The 22755-nt window shown below is 72.7% G+C and carries 26 protein-coding genes and 1 tRNA gene; 12 read left to right on the top strand and 15 right to left on the bottom strand.

What is annotated here, in order from left to right:
• Nucleotides 1-4: 4 nt before the first annotated feature.
• Together BN39_RS13620 and BN39_RS13615 are read right to left on the bottom strand one after the other, a co-directional pair.
• Entirely contained in the window at nt 5-1459 is a 1455-nt protein-coding gene (locus BN39_RS13620; RefSeq protein WP_019202970.1) for an SDR family NAD(P)-dependent oxidoreductase, read from the bottom strand.
• A 15-nt stretch (nt 1460-1474) separates the two neighbouring features.
• Nucleotides 1475-2191 carry a hypothetical protein gene (locus BN39_RS13615; RefSeq protein WP_019202969.1) on the bottom strand — a complete coding sequence of 239 codons (717 nt, stop codon included), beginning with the start codon at nt 2189-2191 and terminating at the stop codon, nt 1475-1477.
• A gap of 99 nt (nt 2192-2290) precedes the next feature.
• Here BN39_RS13615 and BN39_RS13610 point away from each other — a divergent pair, with 99 nt between their 5' ends.
• Complete coding sequence (locus tag BN39_RS13610) at nt 2291-2791, top strand: gluconokinase (protein WP_040768323.1); 501 nt, start codon at nt 2291-2293, stop codon at nt 2789-2791.
• Nucleotides 2792-2797: 6 nt separating this feature from the next.
• On the opposite strand, the gene BN39_RS13605 is transcribed toward BN39_RS13610, so the two are convergent.
• Both BN39_RS13605 and BN39_RS13600 read right to left on the bottom strand, forming a co-directional pair.
• Nucleotides 2798-3976: an NADH:flavin oxidoreductase gene (locus BN39_RS13605; RefSeq protein WP_019202967.1), complete on the bottom strand. Its 1179-nt coding sequence runs from the start codon at nt 3974-3976 to the stop codon at nt 2798-2800.
• A 45-nt stretch (nt 3977-4021) separates the two neighbouring features.
• A complete protein-coding gene (locus BN39_RS13600) occupies nt 4022-5185 on the bottom strand; it encodes an MFS transporter (RefSeq protein WP_019202966.1) in 1164 nt (387 codons plus the stop codon).
• A 63-nt stretch (nt 5186-5248) separates the two neighbouring features.
• On the opposite strand from BN39_RS13600, the gene BN39_RS23530 reads away from it, so the two are divergent.
• A complete protein-coding gene (locus BN39_RS23530; RefSeq protein ID WP_159103254.1) occupies nt 5249-5854 on the top strand; it encodes a TetR/AcrR family transcriptional regulator in 606 nt (201 codons plus the stop codon).
• Nucleotides 5855-5872: 18 nt separating this feature from the next.
• Here the strand turns inward: BN39_RS23530 and BN39_RS13590 are convergent, their stop codons facing one another.
• Entirely contained in the window at nt 5873-6949 is a 1077-nt protein-coding gene (locus BN39_RS13590; protein WP_019202964.1) for a DUF4185 domain-containing protein, read from the bottom strand.
• A gap of 6 nt (nt 6950-6955) precedes the next feature.
• Here BN39_RS13590 and BN39_RS23525 point away from each other — a divergent pair, with 6 nt between their 5' ends.
• Nucleotides 6956-7201 (top strand): hypothetical protein, encoded by a 246-nt coding sequence (locus BN39_RS23525; protein WP_019202963.1) that lies wholly within the window; start codon nt 6956-6958, stop codon nt 7199-7201.
• Between the two features lie 39 nt (nt 7202-7240).
• Here BN39_RS23525 and BN39_RS13580 read toward each other — a convergent pair.
• Nucleotides 7241-7326 (bottom strand) — tRNA-Leu (locus BN39_RS13580).
• Between the two features lie 114 nt (nt 7327-7440).
• On the opposite strand from BN39_RS13580, the gene BN39_RS13575 reads away from it, so the two are divergent.
• Both BN39_RS13575 and BN39_RS13570 read left to right on the top strand, forming a co-directional pair.
• Nucleotides 7441-8772 carry a M20/M25/M40 family metallo-hydrolase gene (locus tag BN39_RS13575; RefSeq protein ID WP_040767980.1) on the top strand — a complete coding sequence of 444 codons (1332 nt, stop codon included), beginning with the start codon at nt 7441-7443 and terminating at the stop codon, nt 8770-8772.
• Between the two features lie 25 nt (nt 8773-8797).
• Nucleotides 8798-9328 carry a YbhB/YbcL family Raf kinase inhibitor-like protein gene (locus BN39_RS13570; RefSeq protein ID WP_019202961.1) on the top strand — a complete coding sequence of 177 codons (531 nt, stop codon included), beginning with the start codon at nt 8798-8800 and terminating at the stop codon, nt 9326-9328.
• On the opposite strand, the gene BN39_RS13565 is transcribed toward BN39_RS13570, so the two are convergent.
• Genes BN39_RS13565 through BN39_RS13555 form a run of 3 tightly spaced genes read right to left on the bottom strand, consistent with a single transcriptional unit; the run spans nt 9325 to nt 11672 of the window.
• Nucleotides 9325-10407, bottom strand: coding sequence for a quinone-dependent dihydroorotate dehydrogenase (locus BN39_RS13565; RefSeq protein WP_019202960.1), 1083 nt, complete (start codon nt 10405-10407; stop codon nt 9325-9327). The genes BN39_RS13570 and BN39_RS13565 overlap by 4 nt on opposite strands.
• Before the next feature lie 16 nt (nt 10408-10423).
• Nucleotides 10424-10663 carry a DUF5703 family protein gene (locus BN39_RS13560; RefSeq protein ID WP_019202959.1) on the bottom strand — a complete coding sequence of 80 codons (240 nt, stop codon included), beginning with the start codon at nt 10661-10663 and terminating at the stop codon, nt 10424-10426.
• A gap of 7 nt (nt 10664-10670) precedes the next feature.
• Nucleotides 10671-11672, bottom strand: a complete 1002-nt coding sequence (locus BN39_RS13555; RefSeq protein WP_019202958.1) for a YncE family protein — start codon at nt 11670-11672, stop codon at nt 10671-10673.
• 63 nt (nt 11673-11735) lie between these two features.
• Here BN39_RS13555 and BN39_RS13550 point away from each other — a divergent pair, with 63 nt between their 5' ends.
• Nucleotides 11736-12581 (top strand): undecaprenyl-diphosphate phosphatase, encoded by an 846-nt coding sequence (locus BN39_RS13550; protein WP_019202957.1) that lies wholly within the window; start codon nt 11736-11738, stop codon nt 12579-12581.
• Here the strand turns inward: BN39_RS13550 and BN39_RS13545 are convergent.
• Nucleotides 12568-13428, bottom strand: coding sequence for a LysR family transcriptional regulator (locus tag BN39_RS13545; RefSeq protein ID WP_019202956.1), 861 nt, complete (start codon nt 13426-13428; stop codon nt 12568-12570). The genes BN39_RS13550 and BN39_RS13545 overlap by 14 nt on opposite strands.
• A gap of 70 nt (nt 13429-13498) precedes the next feature.
• Between BN39_RS13545 and dapA the strand changes: the two genes are divergently transcribed.
• On the top strand, nt 13499-14386 hold the full coding sequence (gene dapA, locus BN39_RS13540) for a 4-hydroxy-tetrahydrodipicolinate synthase (RefSeq protein WP_019202955.1): 888 nt from the start codon (nt 13499-13501) through the stop codon (nt 14384-14386).
• Here the strand turns inward: dapA and BN39_RS13535 are convergent, their stop codons facing one another.
• Nucleotides 14387-15943, bottom strand: a complete 1557-nt coding sequence (locus tag BN39_RS13535) for a DUF4153 domain-containing protein (RefSeq protein WP_159103252.1) — start codon at nt 15941-15943, stop codon at nt 14387-14389.
• A gap of 98 nt (nt 15944-16041) precedes the next feature.
• On the opposite strand from BN39_RS13535, the gene BN39_RS13530 reads away from it, so the two are divergent.
• From BN39_RS13530 to BN39_RS13520, 3 genes are all read left to right on the top strand, one after another.
• Nucleotides 16042-16707, top strand: a complete 666-nt coding sequence (locus tag BN39_RS13530; protein ID WP_019202953.1) for an MSMEG_4193 family putative phosphomutase — start codon at nt 16042-16044, stop codon at nt 16705-16707.
• Nucleotides 16708-16774: 67 nt separating this feature from the next.
• A complete protein-coding gene (locus BN39_RS13525; protein ID WP_019202952.1) occupies nt 16775-17359 on the top strand; it encodes a DUF3090 domain-containing protein in 585 nt (194 codons plus the stop codon).
• A complete protein-coding gene (locus tag BN39_RS13520; protein ID WP_019202951.1) occupies nt 17360-18133 on the top strand; it encodes an SCO1664 family protein in 774 nt (257 codons plus the stop codon).
• Here the strand turns inward: BN39_RS13520 and BN39_RS23905 are convergent.
• Genes BN39_RS23905 through BN39_RS13510 form a run of 3 tightly spaced genes read right to left on the bottom strand, consistent with a single transcriptional unit; the run spans nt 18092 to nt 20057 of the window.
• Nucleotides 18092-18286, bottom strand: a complete 195-nt coding sequence (locus BN39_RS23905) for a hypothetical protein (RefSeq protein ID WP_081586099.1) — start codon at nt 18284-18286, stop codon at nt 18092-18094. The two genes, BN39_RS13520 and BN39_RS23905, sit on opposite strands and share 42 nt — an antisense overlap.
• Nucleotides 18283-19149 carry a DUF692 domain-containing protein gene (locus tag BN39_RS13515; RefSeq protein WP_019202950.1) on the bottom strand — a complete coding sequence of 289 codons (867 nt, stop codon included), beginning with the start codon at nt 19147-19149 and terminating at the stop codon, nt 18283-18285. The genes BN39_RS23905 and BN39_RS13515 overlap by 4 nt, the downstream gene beginning before the upstream one ends.
• Nucleotides 19146-20057 carry a TIGR04222 domain-containing membrane protein gene (locus BN39_RS13510; protein WP_159103251.1) on the bottom strand — a complete coding sequence of 304 codons (912 nt, stop codon included), beginning with the start codon at nt 20055-20057 and terminating at the stop codon, nt 19146-19148. Before BN39_RS13510 ends, BN39_RS13515 begins: the two co-directional genes overlap by 4 nt.
• 238 nt (nt 20058-20295) lie before the next feature.
• On the opposite strand from BN39_RS13510, the gene mshC reads away from it, so the two are divergent.
• A complete protein-coding gene (gene mshC, locus BN39_RS13505) occupies nt 20296-21540 on the top strand; it encodes a cysteine--1-D-myo-inosityl 2-amino-2-deoxy-alpha-D-glucopyranoside ligase (RefSeq protein WP_019202948.1) in 1245 nt (414 codons plus the stop codon).
• A gap of 25 nt (nt 21541-21565) precedes the next feature.
• Nucleotides 21566-21877: a hypothetical protein gene (locus BN39_RS13500; RefSeq protein ID WP_019202947.1), complete on the top strand. Its 312-nt coding sequence runs from the start codon at nt 21566-21568 to the stop codon at nt 21875-21877.
• 8 nt (nt 21878-21885) lie between these two features.
• Here the strand turns inward: BN39_RS13500 and BN39_RS13495 are convergent, their stop codons facing one another.
• The gene (locus tag BN39_RS13495) at nt 21886-22746 is read right to left on the bottom strand and encodes a PAC2 family protein (RefSeq protein WP_019202946.1); all 861 of its coding nucleotides are present in this window, start codon (nt 22744-22746) and stop codon (nt 21886-21888) included.
• Nucleotides 22747-22755 lie beyond the last annotated feature (9 nt).

Below are 22755 nucleotides of genomic sequence, written 5' to 3'. Positions count from 1 at the left end.
CCCGTCACCAGGGCGAGGGCCGGTAATCCTTGAGGAAGCAGCCGTACAGGTCGATCCCCGCCTCGCCCTGGACGATCGGGTCGTACACCCGGGCCGCGCCGTCCACCAGGTCGAGCGGGGCGCGGAACCCCTCGTCGGCGAGCCGCATCTTGGTGTGATGGGGGCGCTCGTCGGTGATCCAGCCCGTGTCCACGGCGGTCATCAGGATCCCGTCGGCGAGCATCTCCTCGCTGGACGTGCGGGTGAGCATGTTCAGCGCGGCCTTGGCCATGTTGGTGTGCGGGTGGCCCGCGCCCTTGTACTTGCGGCCGAACTGCCCCTCCATCGCCGAGACGTTCACCACGTACTTGCGGCGGGCCGGCGACGCCCGCAGCGCGGGCCGCAGCTTGGAGATGAGGATGAACGGCGCCACCGAGTTGCACAACTGCACCTCCAGCAGCTCCAGCGGCTCCACTTCGTCGACCGTCTGCACCCAGGAGTTCGTGTGCACGAGATCGGGCAGCAACCCACCCGCGTCGATCGCGCTGCCGTCCTCGATCCGGGCGGCCGAGGCGGAGCCCCCGCGCAGGGCGAGCGCGGTGAGCGCAGCCGGGTCCAGTGCCGTCACGTCACCGGACCGGTCCAGCGTGTGCCCGTCGAGCGCCTCCGTGAGCGCGGCCGGGTGCGCGGAACTGGCCCGGCCGAACCGGATGATGCGGTCCGCGAGCTGGGGCGGCACGTCGCCGGCTTCGGCGTCCACGAGCGCCGAGTACGCGCCGGGGGAGCGGCGCACGGTCTGGGCGGCGTTGTTGATGATGATGTCCAGCGGGCCGCGCGCGGCGACGGCGTCGGCCAGTGCGCTCACCTGCGACGGGTCGCGCAGGTCGATGCCCACGATGTGCAGTCTGTCCAGCCACTCCGCGCTGTCCGCCAGCTCGGCGAACCGACGGGCGGCGTCGGTGGGGAAGCGGGTGGTGATCGTCAGGTCGGCGCCGTCCCGCAACAGCCGCAGCGCGATGTACATGCCGATCTTCGCGCGGCCGCCCGTGAGCAGAGCCCGCCTGCCCGTGAGGTCCGTGGTGGCGTCCCGCTTGGCATGGCTGAACGCCGCGCACTCCGGGCACAGCTGGTGGTAGAACGCGTCGACCCGGGTATAGGGCCTCTTGCAGATGTAGCAGTTCTGCGGCCGCGCCAGCTCACCCGCGCTCTCGCCCACCGTGGGCGTGGTCAACAGGATGCCCGCGGTCTCGTCGTCGATGCGGGCGCCCGAGCCGGTGGCGGTTCTCTCCAGGACCTCCCTGTCCGCGTCGCGGACCCGGTCCCGGGCCGCCCTCCGGCGGGCCTTCTTCGCGGCCTTGAACATGTGGCCCACGGCGCGCTGCACCTCGATCGACTGCGGATCGTCCTCGTCGAGCCCCGAGGCGGCATCCAACACACGGTGGAAGGCGGCGAGGTCGGCGGGATCGATGGGGCCGGGCATGGGGAACAGTGTCCCTCAGGACATCGGGACGGTCGCATCGTGGGCCGTGACGTCCACGATCACGGCGTCCCGGCCCCACTCCACGGCGGTGATGGTCAAGGCGTCGAGCGCCGGCGGAATGACCTTCGCGCGCAGCGCGACGATCCACGAATCGATCGCCCACGCCATCGGGATCGGTACGGGCACCGGGCTGAGCGGCATCGACAGGTCCGTCGCGCGGAACGCGAGCCGCCCGTCCGCCACCGTCACGGCGATCGCCATCCGGACGTCGATGCCGCGGCCGAAGGCCACCGGCAGCCCCACCGTGACCGACAGGGCGCCGCGGCGCGGCATCAGGGAGATCGACCGGACCACGACGCCGTCGCCGTTCCCGCCCGCCGCCTCGGCGGCGTACCGAATCCAGGGGAGGGGCAGCGTGGCACGCGCGTCGAGCGCCCGCAGCCGGAGGCCGCCCGGTGCGGTGCTGACACCGCGGGCCTCGCCGCGCAGCAGCAGCGCGCGGGGATCGGCGGGCTCGCCGTCCGTGTCCACGCCCACCCGCGCCAGGCGCCGCTCGGCCAGCTGCAGCAGTACGGGCCGGGCCCCGAGCGCCACCGCCGGGCGGTGGAACAGCACGTCGGCGCACATCCCGGCCAGCCGCGCCCGCACCAGCGCCCGCGCCGCGAACTCCCCGGCGCACAGCAGCACGACGGCACCGAGCACCGTCAGGCCCACCACCGCGCCCGTCGACATCGATCCACCCCCGTACGACCGTTCCGCCGACCCATTATGCGGTGGCCGCCCGCGGCGGCGTGATCTACTCGACGGGTGGCCACGATCCAGATCTGTGTGATGGGAGTGTCCGGCTCCGGGAAGTCCACGGTGGGCGCCGAGCTGGCGCGGCACCTCGGACGGGACTTCGCCGACGGCGACGACTTCCACAGCAACGCCAACCGCGCCAAGATGGCCGCGGGCACCCCGCTGACCGACGAGGACCGGTGGCCCTGGCTCGCCGCCATCGGCGCCCACCTGCGGGACGAGATGATCGCGGGCCGCCCCGCCGTCGTCGCGTGCTCGGCACTCAAGCGCGTCTACCGCGACCGGATCCGGGCCGCCGGCGCGAGTGTGTACTTCGTGTTCCTGACCGGCGGCGAGGACGTTCTCATGCGGCGTATGCAGGGGCGCGAGGGCCACTTCATGAAGGCCGACATGCTGGCCTCGCAGCTCGCGATCCTCGAGCCGCTCGATCCCGACGAGTTCGGCGTCACGGTCAACGTCTCGGGGGACGTGCCGGGGATCGTCACCGAGGCACTCGCCGACTTCGCCGCCACCGAGGTGCCCGGCATCGCCTGACCCCCGTCAGGCCCCGGCCTCCTCCGCAGTCCGCACCGGGCATTCCGTGCGGCGGTAGATGGTGGGCATGCACAGGTTGCAGTGCGTGCACCGGTCCTCCTCGTGCGGATCGGCCGCCATCCGGCGCACCAGGTCCGGCGTGCGCAGCAGGCCCCGGCCGAGGGCCACGAACTCGAATCCCTCGTCCATCGCGCGCTGCACCGTGGCGCCGTCGGACACCCCGCCGAGGAGGACCAGCGGCATCGACAGCGCCGCCCTGAAGCGGCGCGCGAGGTCCAGCAGGTACGCGGGCCGGTACGGGTACGCGCGGAGGAACGCGGGCCCGGCCACCCGCAGTCCCGCCCGCAGCGCCGGGCTCGGGAACGCCGCCGCGAACTCGCTGCGCGGCGGCGTGCCGTGGAACAGGTACATCGGGTTGAGCAGCGAGCTGCCCGCGGTGAGCTCCAGCGCGTCCAGCGCACCGTCGGACTCGAGCCACCGCGTCACCCGCAGCGCGTCGTCGGGCCTGAGGCCCCCGGGCACCCCGTCGGTCATGTTGAGCTTGGCCGTGACCGCAATGCGGTCGCCCACCGCCTCGCGGACCGCGATCGCGACCTCCCGCGCCAACCGGGCCCGCGCCGGCAGGGAGCCGCCGTACCCGTCGCGCCGGCGATTCAGCAATGGGCTGAGGAATGCGCTGATCAGGTAGTTGTGGCCGAAGTGCAGCTCCACCGCGTCGAATCCGGCGTCGGCCGCGAGGACGGCCGCCTCCGCGTGCGCCGCGACCAGCCGGCGGACGTGGGCGGCGTCGGGGCGCGCGGTGCGGCGCAGTGCAAGCGGGCTCACCATGCGGCTGGGGGTGACGGGCGTGCGGTGCTCGGCCCCGTCCGCGACGGGGCCGGCGTGTCCCAGCTGCGCGGAGACCGCGGCACCCTCCGCGTGGACGGCCGCGGTGAGCCGGAGGAGGCCGGGAACCGCCTCCGGGCGCATCCACAACTGCCGCCGCTCGGTGCGGCCCTCCGGGGCCACCGCGCAGTAGGCGACGGTGGTCATCCCGACACCGCCCCGGGCGAACTCGGCGTGGAAATCGATGAGGTCGTCCGTGACCAGGGCGTCCGGTGTACGCCCCTCGAACGTCGCGGCCTTGATCGTGCGGTTCCGGAGGCGCAGGGGGCCCAGATCGGCGGGGGCGTACGGGTCCGTCATCCTTCGATGAGAACATGTTCTCGTTCGACGCCGACGCCGAATCCGCTACGCGCGGGTCGCGATCGCCGCTGTCGCACCACCGAGCGCGAGCACCGCCGCTCCGCCCAGTGCCACCGTCGTGAGCCCGCCGCCCAGCGCGGCGTCGAGCGGCGCACCGAGGCTCGCTCCGCCGAAGATGGTCACCGTGTAGAGCGAGGCGGCGGCGCCCACGGCGGGCGCTCCCAGCCGCGTCACCTCGGCCACGACCGACGGGGCCGCGACCGCGACCGCGCCGACGAACAGGAACAGTCCCACGCCGACCGCGAGCGTGCTGCCCGTGGCGCAGACCAGCGCGCCCAGTGCCGCCGTCCCCACCGCCCCGAGGATGCGGGCCCGTGCGGGCGTTCCGCCGAGCTTCAGGGTGAGCAGCCCCGCAGCGACGACCGCCGGCAGCGAACTCGCCCGCAGCACCAGCAGCGTCGTCGAGGACCACCGGCCGTCCGCGGCGAGCGCGGTGTAGAGCGACACGAGCACGCTGAGGAAGGTGAAGCCGGTGCAGTACAGCAGCACCAGGCGGGGCCGGGCGAGCAATCCGGGGATCGCCCGGTACACGGTCGCCGCCGAGGGGCGGTCCCCGTCGGGCACCGGGTCGCCCGGGAGGAGGGTGCGCACCGCGACGGCGGCGAGCGCGCACGCCGCGGCCGACACGAGGAAGACGCCCGTGAGTCCGGTGTGGGGCGCCAGCAGTTGCGCCGCCACCTGGCTCACGACCGCCGACGCGAGGCCCGCCCCGATCGCGGCGGTGTTGAGCGGCACCCGCTGCGCGGGTGCGGTGGTGCGGGCGATGTAGGCCAGCGTGGCGGGAGTGAACGCGGCGGCCGCGAGGCCCTGCGCGGCGCGTCCCAGGAGGAAGAATCCGGCCGACGGGGCGAGCGCCGTCGCGGCCGTGACGACGGCGGTCGCGGCCGCGCTCGCGACCATCAGCCGACGGGCGCCGAACCGATCGGCCAGCGGACCCAGCGCCAGGATGCCCGCCGCGTACACCAGTGCGAAGGCGGTGGTCGCCAGCGCCGCCGTCCCGGCGGAAGCGCCGGGCAGCGAGCGGATCTCGGACGCGAGCGGGAGGACGACGTAGAGCTGGCCGACCATCGGGATCGCGCCCAGGGCGCCGATCGTGCCGGTGCGCCACAGCCGCTGCGAGCCCGGCGGAGCGAGGGTGGGGACTGTCATGCGGCGACCGTAGCAACCGCGCGGTTGGCCGGTCAACCGTTCGGTTGGCGGTACGCTGTGCCCGTGACCGGTGCCGTGTACGAATCGACCCCCACCAGCGAGGCGCTCATCGCCGCCGCCCGCGAGGAGTTCACCCGGCGCGGCTTCGACGGCGCCCGAGTCGCCCGCATCGCCGCCTCGGCGGGGGTCAACAAGGAGCGGATCTACGGCTACTTCGGGAGCAAGGAGGGCCTGTTCGAGGTGGTCATGAGCAAGGCCCTGACCGAACACGTGGAACAGACGCCCTTCCTGGACGGGCAGAGCCTCACCGACCACGTCATGGCCGCCTACGACCACCACCGTCGCGATCCCGAGCTGGTGCGGCTGCTGATGTGGGAATCGCTGCACTACGACGCGGGCGAGGGGGAGCTGCCCCCGTTCAGCGAGGCCCGTCGGGAGTTCTACGGACAGAAGGTCGCGCGCCTGCAGGCCATCTCCGGTGACGAGGACCGGCTCCGCGTCGCCGTCACCCTGTTCGTGGCCATCGGCCTCCAGGCGGCGCCGTTCATGGTGCCGCAACTCGGCGCCGTCCTCCTCGGTCGCCCGCTGTCCGACGACGACGTACAGGCCGTCCTGCGCCCGCTGATCGAGCGCACCGTCGAGGCCCTGGAGTCGCAGCTCTCGGGCTGACCCCGCCCCGCCCCGTCGCTACCGCGGCCTGCGCAGCGGGCCGGTGAACATCATCGACTTGTACGGATGGTTCTTCACGGTGTTCCACTGCGACACCACGACTCGCGCCGCGGAGAGCGTCGATCCCGGCACCAGATAGCCGCCGTACAACTGCGCCACCCGGCCCGCCGCATGGTCCTCGTCCTCCCACGAACCGCCCTGCAGCAGCGTCACCGGCTCGGACCAGCGCCCGTCCACGCTGTCGGCGAAGCGCGCGGCGATCCGGTAGGCGGCCGCGTCGAAGTACGTCATCACCCAGGTGTCGTCCACGAGCGAGAGCGACAGCTCGCCGTAACCCCGGCCCAGTGCCAGGTCGGTGGGCGGGTTGCCCCACTGCCAGCCGGTGTCCTCCCGCCAGCCCCACGGCTCCCACTCGACGTTGATCCCGTCGCGGAGGGTGCCCAGCGTCTCCGTCGGCATCCGGTGCAGGCGCAGCCCGTTGCTGCGCGTGAGCCCGCCCGTCGACAGGTTGTAGGTGTACCCGTCCGGCGCCGGGCACAGGGCCCACATCACCCAGCAGCCGTCGGCGTGGCCGGCGTTGTACTGGGCCACCTCGCGCCACGACCGCGCCCCGTCGTCGCTGCGGTACAGGCCCGTGCGAACAACGGTGTCGAGGCTCTGCATCCGCATCGTGTGCAGGTACAGCGCACCGTCGACCTCGATGCACGTGGTCGGGAGGATCGTCGTGAACTCGCCGGTGTCGTGGCGATAGTCCAGCAGCTGCCGCGCCCGCTTCGGGTCCGGGCCCGCCGGGCGCGTGATCGCGCCGGACCGGTTCCCGAACAGCCCGACGGGGGAGCGCCAGTCGCCGGCGCCGATCGTCAGGCCCTCGAAGGTGTCGCCGAACACGTAGAGCACCTCGTCGCCGACCCGGCACGGGATGCCGAGGTCGGTGCCGCCGACACCGAAGCGGGTGACCGGCGTGATGTCGCGGAGCTTGTGCAGTGTGGGGAGCTCGTTCGACCGGGGCACGCCCCTCACCCTGCCAGACGGTGCGCCGCCGCGGGCGGCCGATCCGCGGGAACCGCCGTGCGCGAGCACGATCGGGCGCACCATGGAGGCATGGACACGTTCACGGGACGAGAGCTCTACGAGGCCTTCCACGCGGACTACGACGCGGTCATGGAACGGGACGCGCAGATCTACGACGCACAGGGGAGGCTGCTGGCGCGAGGCCGGCTCGCGGGCCTGAAGCTCGACGAATCCGGCGGCCGGGAGAGCGTCGAGTACAGCTTCTCCTCGCTGCACCCCGACATTCCGTGGGCGCCCGAGCACCGGATCGAGCTGGCGCCGCAACCGACCCGCTGAAACGCGAGAACCCCGGCCGGAGCCGGGGTTCTCGTTCTGTGCGCGGAGGGGGACTTGAACCCCCACGTCCATTAGTAGGACACTAGCACCTCAAGCTAGCGCGTCTGCCATTCCGCCACCCGCGCCGGGAAGCTCGTTCACAGTAATCGATCCCGGGCCGTGCGACCAAATCGGCACGTGGAGGGGTGTGCGCGCCCCGATCCGGAACCCCCGTCGCGTGATAGGTATATGACGTGCCAATGACTCCAGTGAACGCGCTCGACGAGGTCGTCGAGACCGTGAGCGCGCTGATCCGTTTCGACACCACCAACACGGGCGAGCTCGACACCACCAAGGGCGAGGCCGACTGCGCCCGCTGGGTGCAGCAGCAGCTCGAGGAGGTGGGGTACGAGACGCACTACGTGGAATCGGGGCAGCCCGGCCGCGGCAACGTGTTCGCCACCCTCAAGGGCGCCGACCCCAAGCGCGGCACGCTCCTCGTACACGGCCACCTCGACGTGGTGCCCGCGGAACCCGCCGACTGGAGCGTGCACCCCTTCTCGGGCGCCGTCGAGGACGGCTACGTGTGGGGCCGCGGCGCCGTCGACATGAAGGACATGTGCGGCATCATGCTCGCGCTCGCGCGGCAGCTGAAATCCACCGGTACCGTGCCGCCGCGCGACATCACCTTCGCGTTCCTCGCGGACGAGGAGGCCGGCGGCACCTGGGGCTCGCACTGGCTGGTGCAACACCACCCCGAGCTGTTCACCGGCGTCACCGAGGCCGTGGGCGAGGTGGGCGGCTTCTCCCTGACCGTCGACACCCCGTCGGGCGACAAGAAGCGCCTGTACCTCGTGGAGACCGCCGAGAAGAGCATGTGCTGGATGCGGCTCACCGCGAAGGCGCGCGCCGGCCACGGCTCCTTCATCCACGAGGACAACGCGGTCACCGTGCTCTCCGAGGCGGTGGCCCGCCTCGGCCGGCACCGGTTCCCGTTGGTCCTGACCGACACGGTCGTGCAGTTCCTCCGGGCGCTGGACAAGGAGTCGACCATCGACATCGACGTGGACGCCCCCGACCTCGAGGGCCGGCTCGCCAAGATCGGCGGGCTGTCCCGGATCGTCGGGGCCACGCTGCGCGACACTGCGAACCCCACCATGCTCCGCGCCGGCTACAAGGCCAACGTCATCCCGCAGACCGCCGAAGCCGTCGTGGACTGCCGTGTGCTCCCGGGCCGGCAGGCGGCGTTCGAGCGGGAGCTCGACGAGATCCTCGGCCCGGACATCGAACGGGAGTGGATCACCAAGCTGGATCCCTACGAGACCCGGTTCGACGGCGACCTGGTCGACGCCATGAACGACGCGATCCTGGCGCACGACGAGAACGGCCGGACGGTGCCGTACATGCTGTCCGGCGGCACGGACGCCAAGGCGTTCGCCAAGCTCGGCATCCGCTGCTTCGGCTTCGCTCCGCTGCAACTACCCGAGGAGCTCGATTTCGCGGCGCTGTTCCACGGCGTCGACGAGCGGGTCCCCGTCGATTCGCTGCTCTTCGGTACGAAGGTGTTCGAGCACTTCCTGATGAACTCGTAGAACAAGCACGACGAAAGGACTCGACATGAGTGAGCAGTTCGATCCGTACGCGGGGCTCCCGGCGCTGCCGAAGCTGACCGTCACGTCCACGACCTTCACCGACGGCGCCGAACTCCCCGTCGCGCAGCGCAGCGGGATCATGGGCGCCGGCGGGAACGACGTCTCACCCGAGCTGTCCTGGAGCGGCGCCCCCGAGGGCACCAGGTCGTACGCCGTCACCTGCTACGACCCCGACGCGCCCACCGCGTCCGGGTTCTGGCACTGGGCCGTCGCGAACATCCCCGCCTCGGTCACATCGCTCGCCGAGGGCGCCGGCGACGGGTCCGGGCTGCCCGACGGTGCGCTCGCGCTCAACAACGACGCCGGCCTTCCGCGCTACATCGGCGCGGCGCCGCCGGCCGGGCACGGGCCGCACCGGTACATGTTCGTGGTGCACGCGCTGGGTGTCGAGACGCTCGACATACCGGCCACCGCGACCCCGGCCTACCTCGGGTTCAACCTGTTCGGCGCCGCGATCGCCCGTGGCGCGATCACCGGCACCTACGCGCAGCTCTAACCCGCGCGGCGGTCCGCGCCGACGGCCTCGGAGATCGACGAGAATCCGTCGGCGCGGAGCCGCGCCGCCAGCTCCTTGTGCACGGTGCGGGTCCACAACGGCCCCCCGTAGATGAACTGCGTGTACACCTGCACCAGCGAGGCGCCCGCGCGGATCCGCGCGTACACGTCGTCGACGTCCTCCACGCCGCCGACCGAGATCAGCACCAGATCGTCGCCGACCCGGGCGGCCAGCCGCCGGAGCACGTCGAGCGAGCGGGCCTTCACCGGGCGGCCCGAGAGACCGCCCGGCCCGATCGCCTCGACCTCCGCGGCGGGCGTGTCCAGGCCCTCGCGGCTGATCGTCGTGTTGGTGGCGACGATCCCGGCCAGGCCGAGTTCCACCGCGAGATCGGCGACCGCGTCGACGTCCGCATCGGCGAGGTCGGGCGCGATCTTCACGAGCACCGGCACGGTCACGGTGTCCAGGACCGCCTGCAGGATCGGGCGCAGCGACTCCGTGGCCTGCAGGTCCCGCAGCCCCGGGGTGTTCGGAGAGGACACGTTCACCACGAGGAAATCGGCCAGCGGGCCGAGGAGCATCGCGCTCACCCGGTAGTCCTCCGCAGCCTTCTCCAGCGGCGTCACCTTGGTCTTGCCGATGTTCGCGCCGATCGGCACCGCCGTCGGGCCCGGGGCGCGCTTGCGCAGCTCGTTCGCCGCGGCGCCCGAACCGTAGTTGTTGAAGCCCATCCGATTGATCAGGGCGTGATCCTTCGGCAGCCGGAACAGCCGCGGCGTCGGGTTGCCGGGCTGCGCGTGTGCAGTCACGGTTCCGATCTCGGCGAAACCGAACCCGAGCGGGCCCCAGCCGTTCACCGCGCGGGCGTTCTTGTCGAATCCCGCGGCAAGCCCGACGGGCGCCGGGAAGTCCACGCCGAACACCGTCTGCGCGAGGATCGGATCCCGGTACGCGGCACCGCGGCGCAGCGCGCCCCGCACGGGCGGCACCGCTGTGGTCCCCCGGATCAGCCCGAACACCACGTGGTGGATCCGTTCGGGGGACACCAGGAACATCATGCGCAGCAGCAGCTGGTACATCGGCGACATCGATTGATCACAGGCCCTTCGTGGCGTCCGGCGGCAGCATGCCGGAGGTCTTCGTGCGGCGGCGGCGCAGCAGCACCCGGCGCGAACCGTCGGTGTACAGCCGCACGCGGGAGAGCTCCCACCCGCCGAATTCGGCTTCGATGGCGAGCCGCGTCGCAGCGGTCAGGCGGGTCACGTCCCGCGGCAACCGCAGCGGCAGGAAATCGTACTCGCCCTCGTCGGCCTCGTTCGCGGTGCTCGCCGTCATGGGTCTCCTACCTCGTGGGGATCGCCTGGATCCCACCGCCCGTCGCGGACTGCACGTAGACCGTGCCGGTCTTCGCGTCGACGGCGAGCGCGTTCGGCTGACGCACCGTGGCGTGCCGCTGCTTCTGCTCCGGCATGCCCGACGCCAGGGCGTACGCCACCACCTCGTTCGTCGCGGTCCGCGTCACCCACATGAGCTTCGCGGACTCGTCGTAGTCTACGGCCCACGGCGAACCCGGGACCGGGTAGAGGAACCGCTCCATGAACGGGTCGATCGTGTACCCGATCACCTGGTTCTCGCCGGTGTCGACCGCGAAGATCCGGCCGAACGGGTCGATCGACGCGTTCGTGATCCCGCGGCCCACCCGCAGCGAGCGGCCGATCGTGCCGCCGGCCACGTCGACCTCGGTCAGCGACGCCTGCCGCCGGTCCACCACGGCGACCTTGTCGTCGCGGACCACCAACCTGCTCGCCTCCACGGGGCCGGTGATCGTCTTCGTCGCCGACGGTGCGCCCAGGCTCACGATCCGGCCGTCGGCGGTGCCCGCCAGTGTCGTCGCCCCGTCGTGGTCGTAATCGGCGACGGTCAGCACGTCGCTGTCCAGCGTGTCCAGCGGCGTGAGCTTCCCGTCGCCGCTGATCTCGAGGACGGCGTTCTTCGCCGCGACGAGGAACCCGCCGCCGTTCTTCGGCACGACCTGGTTCGCCCGCCCGTCGGTCGGCGCGCGCCCGGCCTCGGTGAGGCCACCGTCGACCGTGTACAGCACCACCGCACCGTCGGTGATCGCGGCGAGGCGGCGACCCACCGGGTCGAAGGCGAGGCCCTCGCCCGCCGGGGCGGGGGTCACCTGCCCGGCCGGCGGGGCGGAGGGTTCCGGGGCGACGGCGGGGGTGGCCGGGGTGATGGTGGGGCGGTCCTCGCGGGCCGGGGTCGACGAGCAGCCGGTCATGGCGAGCGCGGCGGCGAGCGCGAGGGCGGCTATGCGGGAGAGGCCGTTTGTCCGGGTCATGATGACTCGAAGTTACCGGTACGGGTGTCCCGGCGGACCGGCCGGTAGCCTGCCCGGGTGGACATGACGTGGTTGCAGGCGATCGTTCTCGGGCTGGTGCAGGGACTCACGGAGTTCCTCCCCGTCTCCTCCTCCGGGCACCTGCGGATCGTCTCGGAGATCTGGTTCGGCGACGATGCGGGCGCCTCGTTCACGGCGGTCACCCAGCTCGGCACGGAGCTCGCGGTGCTCATCTACTTCGCCCGGAAGATCTTCCGCGTGGTCGCGGCGTGGTTCCGCGGGCTCCGCGATGCGACCCAGCGCGGGGTCGACTACCGGCTGGGCTGGTACGTGATCATCGGGACGATCCCGATCGGGGTGCTCGGGTACCTGTTGAAGGACGAGATCCGCACGGCCGCCCGCAATCTGTGGCTGGTGGCCACGATGTTGATCGTGTTCTCGTTCGTGATCCTCGCGGCGGAGTACGTGAGCTCGAAGTACTACGCCGCGCGGCAGCGCCCGATCGACGAGGTGACCGCGCGGGACGCGGTCGTGATGGGGCTCGCGCAGTGCCTCGCGCTGGTCCCGGGCGTCTCGCGGTCGGGAGCGACGTCCAGCGCGGGCCTGTTCCTCGGGCTCGAGCGTCGCGCGGCCGTCGAGCTGTCGTTCCTGTTCGCGATCCCGGCGGTCACGGCCTCCGGCCTGTTCAGCCTTCCGGACGCCTTCCAGACCGGTGGACCGGGACTGCACGCGTCGGGCCCGCAGCTCCTGGTGGCGACCGTGATCGCGTTCATCGTGGGATACGCGGCCATCGCCTGGCTGCTCGACTTCGTGTCGAAGCATTCGCTCAACTGGTTCGTCGGTTACCGGATCATCGTGGGCGTCACCGTGCTCGGCCTACTCTCCACCGGAGTGATCAGCGCGACGTGAGCGCGTCCCGCGCGGCGGCGACCAGCGGGTCCCTCGCCGCGCCGCGCCGGTAGGCGAGCGCCGTGTGCCGGCGCGTGGGCAGCGGGGTGAGCCGCACCCCGCCGGGCACCTCGGCGGCGGCGAGGTCGGGCACCAGCGCGACGCCCTGGCCGGCCTCCACCAGCGCGAGCACCGCCGAGAAATCGTCGGTCCGGTGCCGCACCCGGGGCGTGAATCCGGCGTTCTCGCAGGTGCGCACGGTGGCGTCGTCGCACAGCGTGCCGAGCGTTCCGGAGATCCAGCGCGCCTGCGCGCAGGACTCCAGCGTGCCGGGGCCCGCGTGGACGGCCAGGTGCACCGCCTCGTCGAACAGCGGCTCGGTGTCGAGCGACGGGTCGTCGCGGGCCGGCAGGCAGTCGTAGCGCTGCAGCAGCGCCACGTCGAGCCGGCCGGACCGCAGCTCCTCCGGTGCGGTCGCGGGATCCACCTCGGTGACGCGCACCCGCAGCCGCGGGTGCCGCTCGGACAGACGGACGAGGGCCGGCGCCACCACGGGCCGCATCGCCGAGCCGAAGGCCCCGATCCGCAGCTCGCCGGTCACCTCGCCGGCCAGCGCGTCCAGATCGGCGCGCGCCTGTTCGAGCCGCGCCAGGATCGCTTCGGCGTGGGCCACCAGGACCCGGCCCGCCTCCGTGAGCCGCACGCTGCGGCCGGTGCGCTCGAGAAGGGGCCTGCCGGCCTCCCTCTCCAGCGTCGCGAGCTGCTGCGACACCGCCGACGGGGTGTAATCGAGGGCCTGTGCGACCGAAGCGATGGTGCCGCGGAGCGCGAGCTCGCGGAGCAGGCGGAGGCGGTGCACGTCGAGCATAAGTTCAGCTTAATCTCAACGTCTGATCTTCGCGCTGGACCTTGCGCTAGCGGGGCCACATCCTGAACTCATGACGACGCTCTCCGGCCTCCACGTCCCCCTCATCACCCCGTTCGCGGCCGACGGCACCGTCGACCTGCGCGCGCTCGAGGACCTCGCCCACCACACCCTCTCCGACGGCGCCGACGGCCTCGTCGCGCTCGGCACCACCGGCGAGCCCGCCACGCTCACCGCCGCGGAGCGCGCGGCCGTGACCGACGTGATCGGCGGCGTGTGCGCCGATCGGCGCGCGGTGTTCACCGTCGGCTCCGGCGGCAACGCCACGGACGGCACCGCGGACGCGCTGCGATCCGTCGACCGGCGCGCCGACTACGCCCTCGTCGTGGTGCCGTACTACACCCGCCCCTCCGAAGCCGGCGTCGTGGAGCACTATCGGCGGGTCGCCGACGCGAGTCCGGTGCCCGTCATCGTCTACGACGTGCCGTACCGCACGGCGCGCCCGCTCGGTGTCGAGACGCTGCTCGCGCTCGCCGCGCTCGACGGGGTGGCCGGGTTCAAGCACGCCGCCGGCGGCGTCACCGAGACGACGGTCCGCCTGCTCGCCGAGGTGCCCGACGGGGTCGGCGTACTCGCGGGCGACGACCCGTTCGTTGGCCCGGTGCTGGCGCTCGGCGGCAGCGGAGCGATCGCCGCGTGCGCGAACGTCGCGGCGGGCGAGTACGCGGCCCTCGTGGCGGCCTGGCGGGAGCGCCGGATCGAGGAGGCGCGGGTGATCGGCGGCGCGCTCACCCGCCTCGCTTCGGCGTTGTTCGCCGAGCCCAATCCGACCGTGATCAAGGGTGTGCTCGCCGCACAGGGGCGGATCCCGACCCCCGCGGTGCGGCTGCCGCTGCTGCCCGCGTCGGACGCGGCGGTGGCCGCGGCCGTCGCGCTCACCACCGCCGCGATCGCCGCCTGATCAGCGCACCGCGCGCTCGGAAGTGCATTCGCCGGTGCCACGGGCGGAGTCGAGCGCGGAACGGTGCGCCCGGTCCCGCCCCAGGTTCCACTCGATCGGGGCCGACGCCCGGGGGCGATTGCGCACGATGCACCGGGCCAGGTCCGCGGGCAATCCGTCCGCGATGGCGGGCCGCGCGTCCGGTCCGAGTCCCGACAGGTAGGCGGCGTCGATCTTGCCGGAGTCCCGGTACCGGTCGACGTTGTGCTGGGCCACCCACGCCTCGGGGTTCATCACCCCCAGGCCGAGTACCACGAGTGCCGCCGACACCAGCGCCGCCCGCGGGAGCATGGCCACCGCCCGGATCGCGACCGCGAGCATGGTGAGCACCAGGAGCAGGCCCATCCACAGTTCGAACGCGTCCACCAGGAGCCGCAGCACGGTGAAGCCGTACGCCTGCTGGTAGACGTGCATCCGGTACAGCGCCGACGCCACCACGACGAGCGCGAGGGAGCAGAGCACCCCGAGCGCGGCGCTGAGAACCAGTCTGTCCGCGGCCGACTCCCGCGGCGCGTACCACCACGTGACGCCCACGACCAGGAGCGCGAGCAGCGTCGCCACCGTGAGCTGCCCGAAGCCCCGGTGCACGGACTCCGCGTAGGTCACCCCGGCGGTGCGCTGCACGTAGTCGTGGCCCGCCCACATCGTGGTGGCCTGCGCCGCGACGAACCCGCCGAACATCGCGATCACCACGACGAGCGGCGCGAGCCACTCGAAGCGGCGCGGCGTGCGACGGGGCCCGGACCGGCCGGCCGGCGCCGGGGACGGCGGGTTGATCGCCGTGTAGAACGCGCCCACGGCGAGAACGGACACCGCCGCAGCGACGAGCGCCCGCGTGACCAGCAGCGCACCGTCGAACCGGGGGAGCAGCGCCTGCACCCAGGACCCGAACACCGCGTCGCCCGTGGCGAACAGGGCGCCGAACACGACGAGGGCGACCACGCACAGCGCCGCCGTGCGGACCACCGGCCAGCCGACCGGGAGCCGCCGGATCTCCCCGGAGGTGCGGCGCACCCAGGGCACGGCACGGAACACCGCGATGATCCAGGTGAGGGCGGCCAGGCCCAGGTCGGCGACGGTCCGTGCCCCGTTGAGGGCCGAGAACACCAGGAGCGCCCCCACCGCGAGCGCGAGCGCCGCGAGCCAGCCCGCGGCCCGGAACACGAGCAGCGAGAAGAGCGCCGCGGTGAGGGCGGCGGCGACCCAGGTGTACGGCGCAGCGCGGTGTGTCGAGAACGCGACCGGCACCAGCAGGAGCCCCGCGGCGACGAGGAAGCCCGCGACCGAGACGGCGAAGTGCTCGGGCAGGATCAGGCCGGCCAGGACGCCGATCGCGAGCGCGCCCACGAGCAGCGCGGGCCGCGTGGGCACGTCCTCCTCGGGCCAGGCGTCGTCGAAGAGGGGCGGAGGCGGCGGAGGCGGCGGTCCGTACAACTGCGGTGGCCTGCCCCGCGGGACCGGGGTCTCGCCCGGTCGCGGTGCCGGGGACCAGCCCTCCGGGGGCGGCGGTGTGGTCATCGCTCCTCCATTCGATGGCCCGCACGGTCCAACATGTGTGACCATGCGATGATTACTTGCAGTTATCGTACGCGGATTCCGGGCATAGACTCGGGGCCATGACGGTGATCCTGCTGCGTCACGGCCGCTCGACGGCCAACACCTCGGGCGTGCTCGCCGGCCGTGCGGAGGGCGTCGCCCTCGACGACACGGGCCGCGCGCAGGCCGCCGACCTGGTGGGCCGCCTCGCCGATGTCGAACTGGTGGCCGCCGTGAGCTCGCCGCTGCTGCGCTGCGAGCAGACCCTCGCCCCGCTCGCCGCCGCCCACGACGTGCAGCCGCTGGTGGACGACCGGCTGGCCGAGGTGGATTACGGCAGCTGGACCGGACGCGCCATCGGCGAGCTGCTCAAGGAGCCGCTGTGGAAGGTGGTGCAGAACCAACCGTCGGCCGCCGTGTTCCCCGGCGGGGAGGGGCTGGCCGAGGTGCAGACCCGGGCCGTGACCGCGATCCGCGAGCACGACCGGAGGATCACCGACGAGTTCGGAGAGGGTGCGCCGTGGGTGGCGTGCAGCCACGGCGACGTGATCAAGGCGGTCATCGCGGACGCGCTCGGCACCCACCTCGACCAGTTCCAGCGGATCTTCGTCTCGCCCGCATCGGTGTCGGTCGTCAGCTACGGGCACGCCCGGCCGCTGGTGCAGTGCGTGAACTCGTCGGGGCCGGTCACGCTGCCCAAGCGGCCGGTGAAGGAGGCCACGGTGGGAGGCGAGAGCGGAGCGTGAGGGATCTCCGGGGATACTGGGAGGCGATGATTCCGATGTCTTACCCGCAGCGCACCGGGGAGGTGGCATGAGCCGATCCGTCCACGTGTTCCGGACGCCCGACCGTTTCGTGGCGGGCACCGTCGGGCAGCCGGGTGATCGCGCGTTCTATCTGCAGGCCGTGCACGACACCCGGGTGGTGTCGGTGCTCCTGGAGAAACAGCAGGTCGAGGTGCTGGCCGAGCGGATCGCGGCCCTGCTCGACGAGGTCGCCCGCCGGTTCGGCACCGCCATCCCGGCCGCCGACTCGCCGGTCGCCGATCTGCAGCCGCTCGTGATGCCGGTCGACGCGGAGTTCCGCGTCGGCACCATGGGCCTCGGCTGGGATTCCGAGGAGTCCTCGGTCGTGGTGGAGCTGCTCGCGATCACGGAGCAGGAGCTCGACGAGTCGGTGGTGCTGGCCGACGACGCCGAGGACGGCCCGGACGCGGTGCGGGTGTTCCTCTCGCCGGAGGCCGCCCGGGAGTTCGCCAACCGCGCCGACAAGGTGATCGGCGCCGGCCGCCCCGCCTGCCCCCTGTGCGGCGATCCGCTCGACGCCGACGGCCACATGTGCGTGCGCCTCAACGGCTACCGCCGCGGCGCCGCCTTCGGCTCCGAGGCGGAGGAGTAGGTGGATCTCGCCACCGCCGAACTGAAGATCCTGGGCCGTATCGCGAGCGCGTCGAATGCGACGCTCCTGTGCGACCTCGGCGACACGGGGGAGCGCGCCGTGTACAAGCCGGTCCGCGGCGAGGTGCCGCTGTGGGACTTCCCCGACGGGACGCTCGCCGGCCGCGAGGTGGCCGCCTACCGGGTCTCCGAGGCGCTCGGCTGGAGCCTCGTCCCCGAGACCGTCCTGCGCGACGGTCCGCTGGGGCCCGGCATGGTGCAACGGTGGGTCACCGAGCCCGACGGGGACGGCGGGCACACCGATCTGGTGGACCTGTTCGCCGAGGACGATGTGCCCGAGGAGTACTTCCCCGTGTTCACCGGGTACGTCGAGGACGACTCCGCGCAGGACGGGATCCGCGAGGTCGTGCTCGCCCACGCGAACGATCCGCAGCTGCGCCGCCTCGCGGTGCTCGACGTGCTCATCAACAACGCCGACCGCAAGGGCGGGCACATCCTGACCGGCCCTGACGGCCGGGTGCAGGGCGTGGATCACGGGATCTGCCTGCACTCCGCCCCGAAGCTCCGGACGGTGTTGTGGGGCTGGGCCGGGGCCCTGGTGCCCGAGGACCTGCTCGGCGACGTGCAGCGGTTCGCCGCTGCGCCGCCGGACCTCGGCGGCCTGATCACCGACGAGGAGTGCGCCGCGCTGGTGGAGCGCGCGGAGATCCTCGTCGAGCTCGGGGCGATGCCGCTACCGACCTCGTCGCGCCCGATCCCGTGGCCGCCGTTCTGATCCGACCCCCTCCGCGTGCCCGGCGTGCGCGTCCCGCTTGTGCCGGCACACGGCGCCCGCCGCGGCCACCTCGTCGGGGTCGAAGCCGGGAGGCACCGGCCCGCCGGCGACGAGCGCCCGCACCAGGGCCTCCTGCTGTTCCCGCAGTGTCATGTCCACTCCCTCCGGGCGTGCGCGGTGATCGTCGGGCATCCCGCCGCGGCCGCGATGGCGTCGAGCTCGTCGAAGAGCTCCGCGGCGGGCGGGTAGCGGCCGTCCCGCTCCAGCATGAACGGCACGTCGGCCCGTTTCCGCAGGGCCGTGACAAGCTGCAGCACACCGGGATTCACGGGATGGGTGTGCGTATCGTGGTACCTGCCGCCCGCGTGTTCACCGCCCGCGACGTGGCTGTAGGCGATCCGGTCGGCGGGTAGCCGCGCCAGCTCGTCGTGCGGATCCCGGCCGCGGTTGAGCGCGTTCGCGTACACGTTGGCGACGTCCAGGACCAGCAGGGCACCGGTGCGCTCGAGCAGCTCCGAGAGGAACTCGCCCTCGGTGTACTCGTCGTCCGGCCAGCGCAGGAACGCGGCGATGTTCTCGACCGCGAGCGGGACCGGCAGCTCCCGTTGGGCACGGGTGATGTTGCGCACCAGCACGTCCAGGGCCTCCCTGGTCCGCGGCACCGGCAGCAGGTGCCCGGCCTCGATCCCGCCGGCCCGCACGAAGGCGAGGTGCTCGCTGACGAGCGGCGACCCCAGGGCCTCGGCGCACGCGGCCAGGCGGTGCACCCGTGCGGGTTCCACCTCGTCGACCCCGCCCAGCGACAGCGCCACACCGTGCGGCACCACGGGAACGCCGCGGTCCCGCAGAGCCGCGACCAGGGGATCGGGCAGCGCACGCCCGCGGCGCATCGGCACGGATTCGGCGATCACCTCGCAGAACCCGGGCCACAGGTCCGCGATGACGCCGGCGATCTCCCGGCGCCAGCCCAGGCCCAGCGGCCCCAGGGCCGGCACCGTGCGCACCGCGGCGGTCATCCTCCGCACCCGCCGCAGCCGCCACACCCACCGCAGCCGCCTGCGCCGCCACCGTCGCCGCCACAGGAGGCGCCGCCGCACGAGCCGCCCCCGTCGCCGGAGGCCTCCGCGCTCCCCGCGAGTTCCACGTTCCCGGCGAAGTCGCCGTCGAACTGCCACAGCGCCGCCGTGCCGAACATCGCGACGGAGAGTCCGACCGCGGCCGCGCCGTACGTGGCGAACGCGGGCCTGCGCGACGGGGCGAGGTAGTCCAGCCGCTCGGCCTCCGCCCCGAGCAGGCGCCTGCCTGCCCGGGTGGCACGGTCGACGGTCCAGAGGTGCGGGGCCACGACGATGCCGACCAGCAGCGACGGGAGGAGAACCCCGGCGACCAGCGTCAGGTCGTGCCGGCGCACGATCACGAGCAGCACGAACGCCGTGACCCCGCCGGCGAGGCACGCCGCGGTGACCGGGGCGGCGCCCACCCGCATCCGCCACCGGTCGGACTCACCGCGCAGGTAACCGCGCGCGGCCATCCGCTCCTCCAGCGCGTCGAGCTCGTCGGACAACTCCACGGTGAGGCCGTTCACGGTGTACGACGAGATGTCGGCGCAGTGCGCGTACACGCCGCGGGTGAACGCGTCGGCCTCCGGGCCGGGTGGCCGGGACCGGTCCGCCTGCCGCACCGCGCTGATGTGTTCACCGGCCCTGAGCTGGGCCAACGCCACGACGATCGGCGCCTGCCGGGATCGCACGCACGCGAGTTCGGTGGGCGTCGGCCGCGGATCGACGACGGTGCGCCGGCGCGGCGCGGCCAGGATCCGCCACACCAGGGCGAGCGCGACGCCGCCCAGCAGCAGGAACTGGAACCATCGGTGCTCGGTGGGCGACAGGGTTTCCACAACTGCCTGGAAATCATTGGGGGACATCGTGATCACCTCCCGGGTGACAGGTTCTTCAAGGTTCGGTAAAGCATGCCGACGGAGCGCGCTCCCCGCTAGTCCCCGGGGGCAAGAGTTTCCTGAGAGTTCCTGCGGCACAGGATCGCTGCACGTCGAGGGCCCGCCGGGAGGGTGGCGCACCGTCGGGCGGGGCTCGCGGGAGGCGGAACGCGGGCCCGATGCGGCCCGGAATCGGGCGTCCCGGGCGGGCGCATAGGGTGGGGGCATGCGTTCGTGGCCGTCTCCCACCGTTCCCAGCGTCCCGGGCCCGTCGGTCCCGCTGCGGCTCTACGACACCTCCGACCGGGCCGTGCGCCCCGTCAACCCCGGCGCCACCGCCGGGATGTACGTCTGCGGCATCACGCCGTACGACGCGACCCACCTCGGGCACGCGGCCACCTACCTGGCGTTCGACCTGGTCAACCGGGTGCTGCGGGACAACGGCCACGAGGTGCACTACGTGCAGAACGTGACCGACGTGGACGATCCGCTGTTCGAGCGGGCCGACCGCGACGGGATCGACTGGCGCGACCTGGGCGCTCGGGAGACCGACCTGTTCCGCGAGGACATGGAGGCGCTGCGGGTGCTGGCGCCGCGGGATTACATCGGGGCCGTGGAGTCGGTCGACGAGGTGGTGGAGTACGTGGGGAAGCTGCTGGCGAACGGCGCCGCGTACACCGTGGACGACGCCGAGTTCCCCGACGTCTACCAGCGCGCCGACGCCACCGAGCAGTTCGGCTACGAGTCGGGGTACGACCGCGCCACCATGGAGGAGTTCTTCGCCGAGCGTGGCGGCGATCCGGACCGGCCCGGTAAGCGGGACCCCATCGACGCCGTGGTCTGGCGCGCCGCCCGGCCGGGGGAGCCGTCCTGGCCGTCCCCGCAGGGGCCCGGGCGCCCCGGCTGGCACATCGAGTGCGCGGCCATCGCGGCGAACCGGCTGGGCGCCGCGTTCGACATCCAGGGCGGCGGCAGCGACCTGATCTTCCCGCACCACGAGTACTCGGCCGCCCACGTCGAGGCGGCGACGGGGGAGCGGCGCTTCGCCCGGCACTACGTGCACGCCGCGATGATCGGCCTCGACGGCGAGAAGATGTCCAAGAGCCGCGGCAACCTCGTGTTCGTCTCGAAGCTGCGCCGGTCCGGCGTGGACCCGGCCGCGATCCGGCTCGGTCTGTTCGAGGGGCACTACCGGCAGGACCGGCCGTGGTCGGACGAGGTGCTGGAGCGGGCGCAGGCCCGGCTCGCGCTGTGGCGCAAGGCCTTCGCCGCGCAATCCGCGCCCGACGGCGACGAGCTGATCGCGCGCGTCCGTCGCTACCTGGCGGACGATCTGGACACCCCGCACGCCCTCACGGCGATCGACGCGTGGGCCGAGAAGACGGTCACGACGGGCGGCCCGGACGCCGCCGCGCCGGCCGCCGTCGGGGCCGCGATCGACGCGCTGCTCGGCGTTCCTCCGACGGCCTGACAGCCGGACAGGCTATATTGCGGCTGTGAGGACCGTCAGCGAGCTGGCCCCGGACCTGACCGAGGGCGTGTGGACCGTGCAGACCCGCACGTCGACCTATGTGCTGGACCTGGGGGAGATGACGCTCATGCGCGCCCCGGGTATCGGCGGCGATTCCGAGGACGAGCAGTGGAGCATCAGCTCCCTGCGTCGCGACTCCGAGGACATCCCGCTACTCGGCATCAAGAGCTGCCGCGTGGGTGAATCCGCGCAGTTCTGGGTCCGCGCCGCGGACGATCCCGACGTGCGCACGTGGCGCATCACGACGCCCGTGGTGTCGATCGAGCGCATCGGGTAGGACCCCGGCTACGGCCCCGTGCCCGGGTCGCGACGGCGCAGGTACTTCTCGAACTCCTCCGCGAGGGCGTCGCCGTCGATCTTGTCGGCCGCGTCCTCCATCTCGGCCGCCGCGTCGCCGCGCTCCTCGAGGCCGCGTACGTAATCGGCCACGTCCTCGTCGTCCTCCGTCATCTCCGTGACCGAGGACTCCCACTCCTCGGCCTTCACCGGGAGATCGCCCAGCGGCACGGCCAGGTCCAGGACCCGCTCCACGCGCTCCAGGAGCGCGGCGGTGGCCTTGGGGTTGGGCGGCTGCGAGATGTAGTGCGGCACCGCCGCCCAGAACGAGACCGCGGGCACTCCGGCGCGGACGCACGCGTCCTGCAGCACGCCGGTGATCCCGGTGGGGCCCTCGTAGCGGTTCTGCTCCAGCCCGAACCGGCGAGCCGAGTCCGCGTCGTAGGAGCTGCCGGTGACCGGGACGGGCCGGGTGTGCGGCGTGTCCGCGAGCAGCGCGCCCAGGATCACCACGGTGTCGATCTCGAGGTCGGTGAACATCTGGATCAGCTGGTCGCAGAACGCGCGCCAGCGGAAGTTGGGCTCGATGCCGCGCAGCAGCACCACGTCGCGGTCGGCCTTGGGCGGCCGACACAGCGAGAGCGTGGTCGACGGCCATTCGATCGCACGGGTGACCCCGTCGATCTGCTTGATGGTGGGCCGGTTGACCTGGAAGTCGTAGAAGTCGTCGGAGTCGACCTCGGTGAGCAGCTTCGCGCCCCAGGTCAGTTCCAGGTGTTCGACGGCTCCCGACGCCGAGTCACCGGCGTCGTTCCAGCCCTCGAACGCGGCGATGAGAACCGGCCGGTCGAGCTTCGGGTAGGACGTCACTTCGGTCAG

The sequence above is a fragment of the Tsukamurella sp. 1534 genome, assembly GCF_000312385.1.
Classification (GTDB): Bacteria; Actinomycetota; Actinomycetes; order Mycobacteriales; family Mycobacteriaceae; genus Tsukamurella.
Note: the sequence above shows the minus strand (reverse complement) of the source record. Positions and strands in the feature narration are given on the sequence as shown.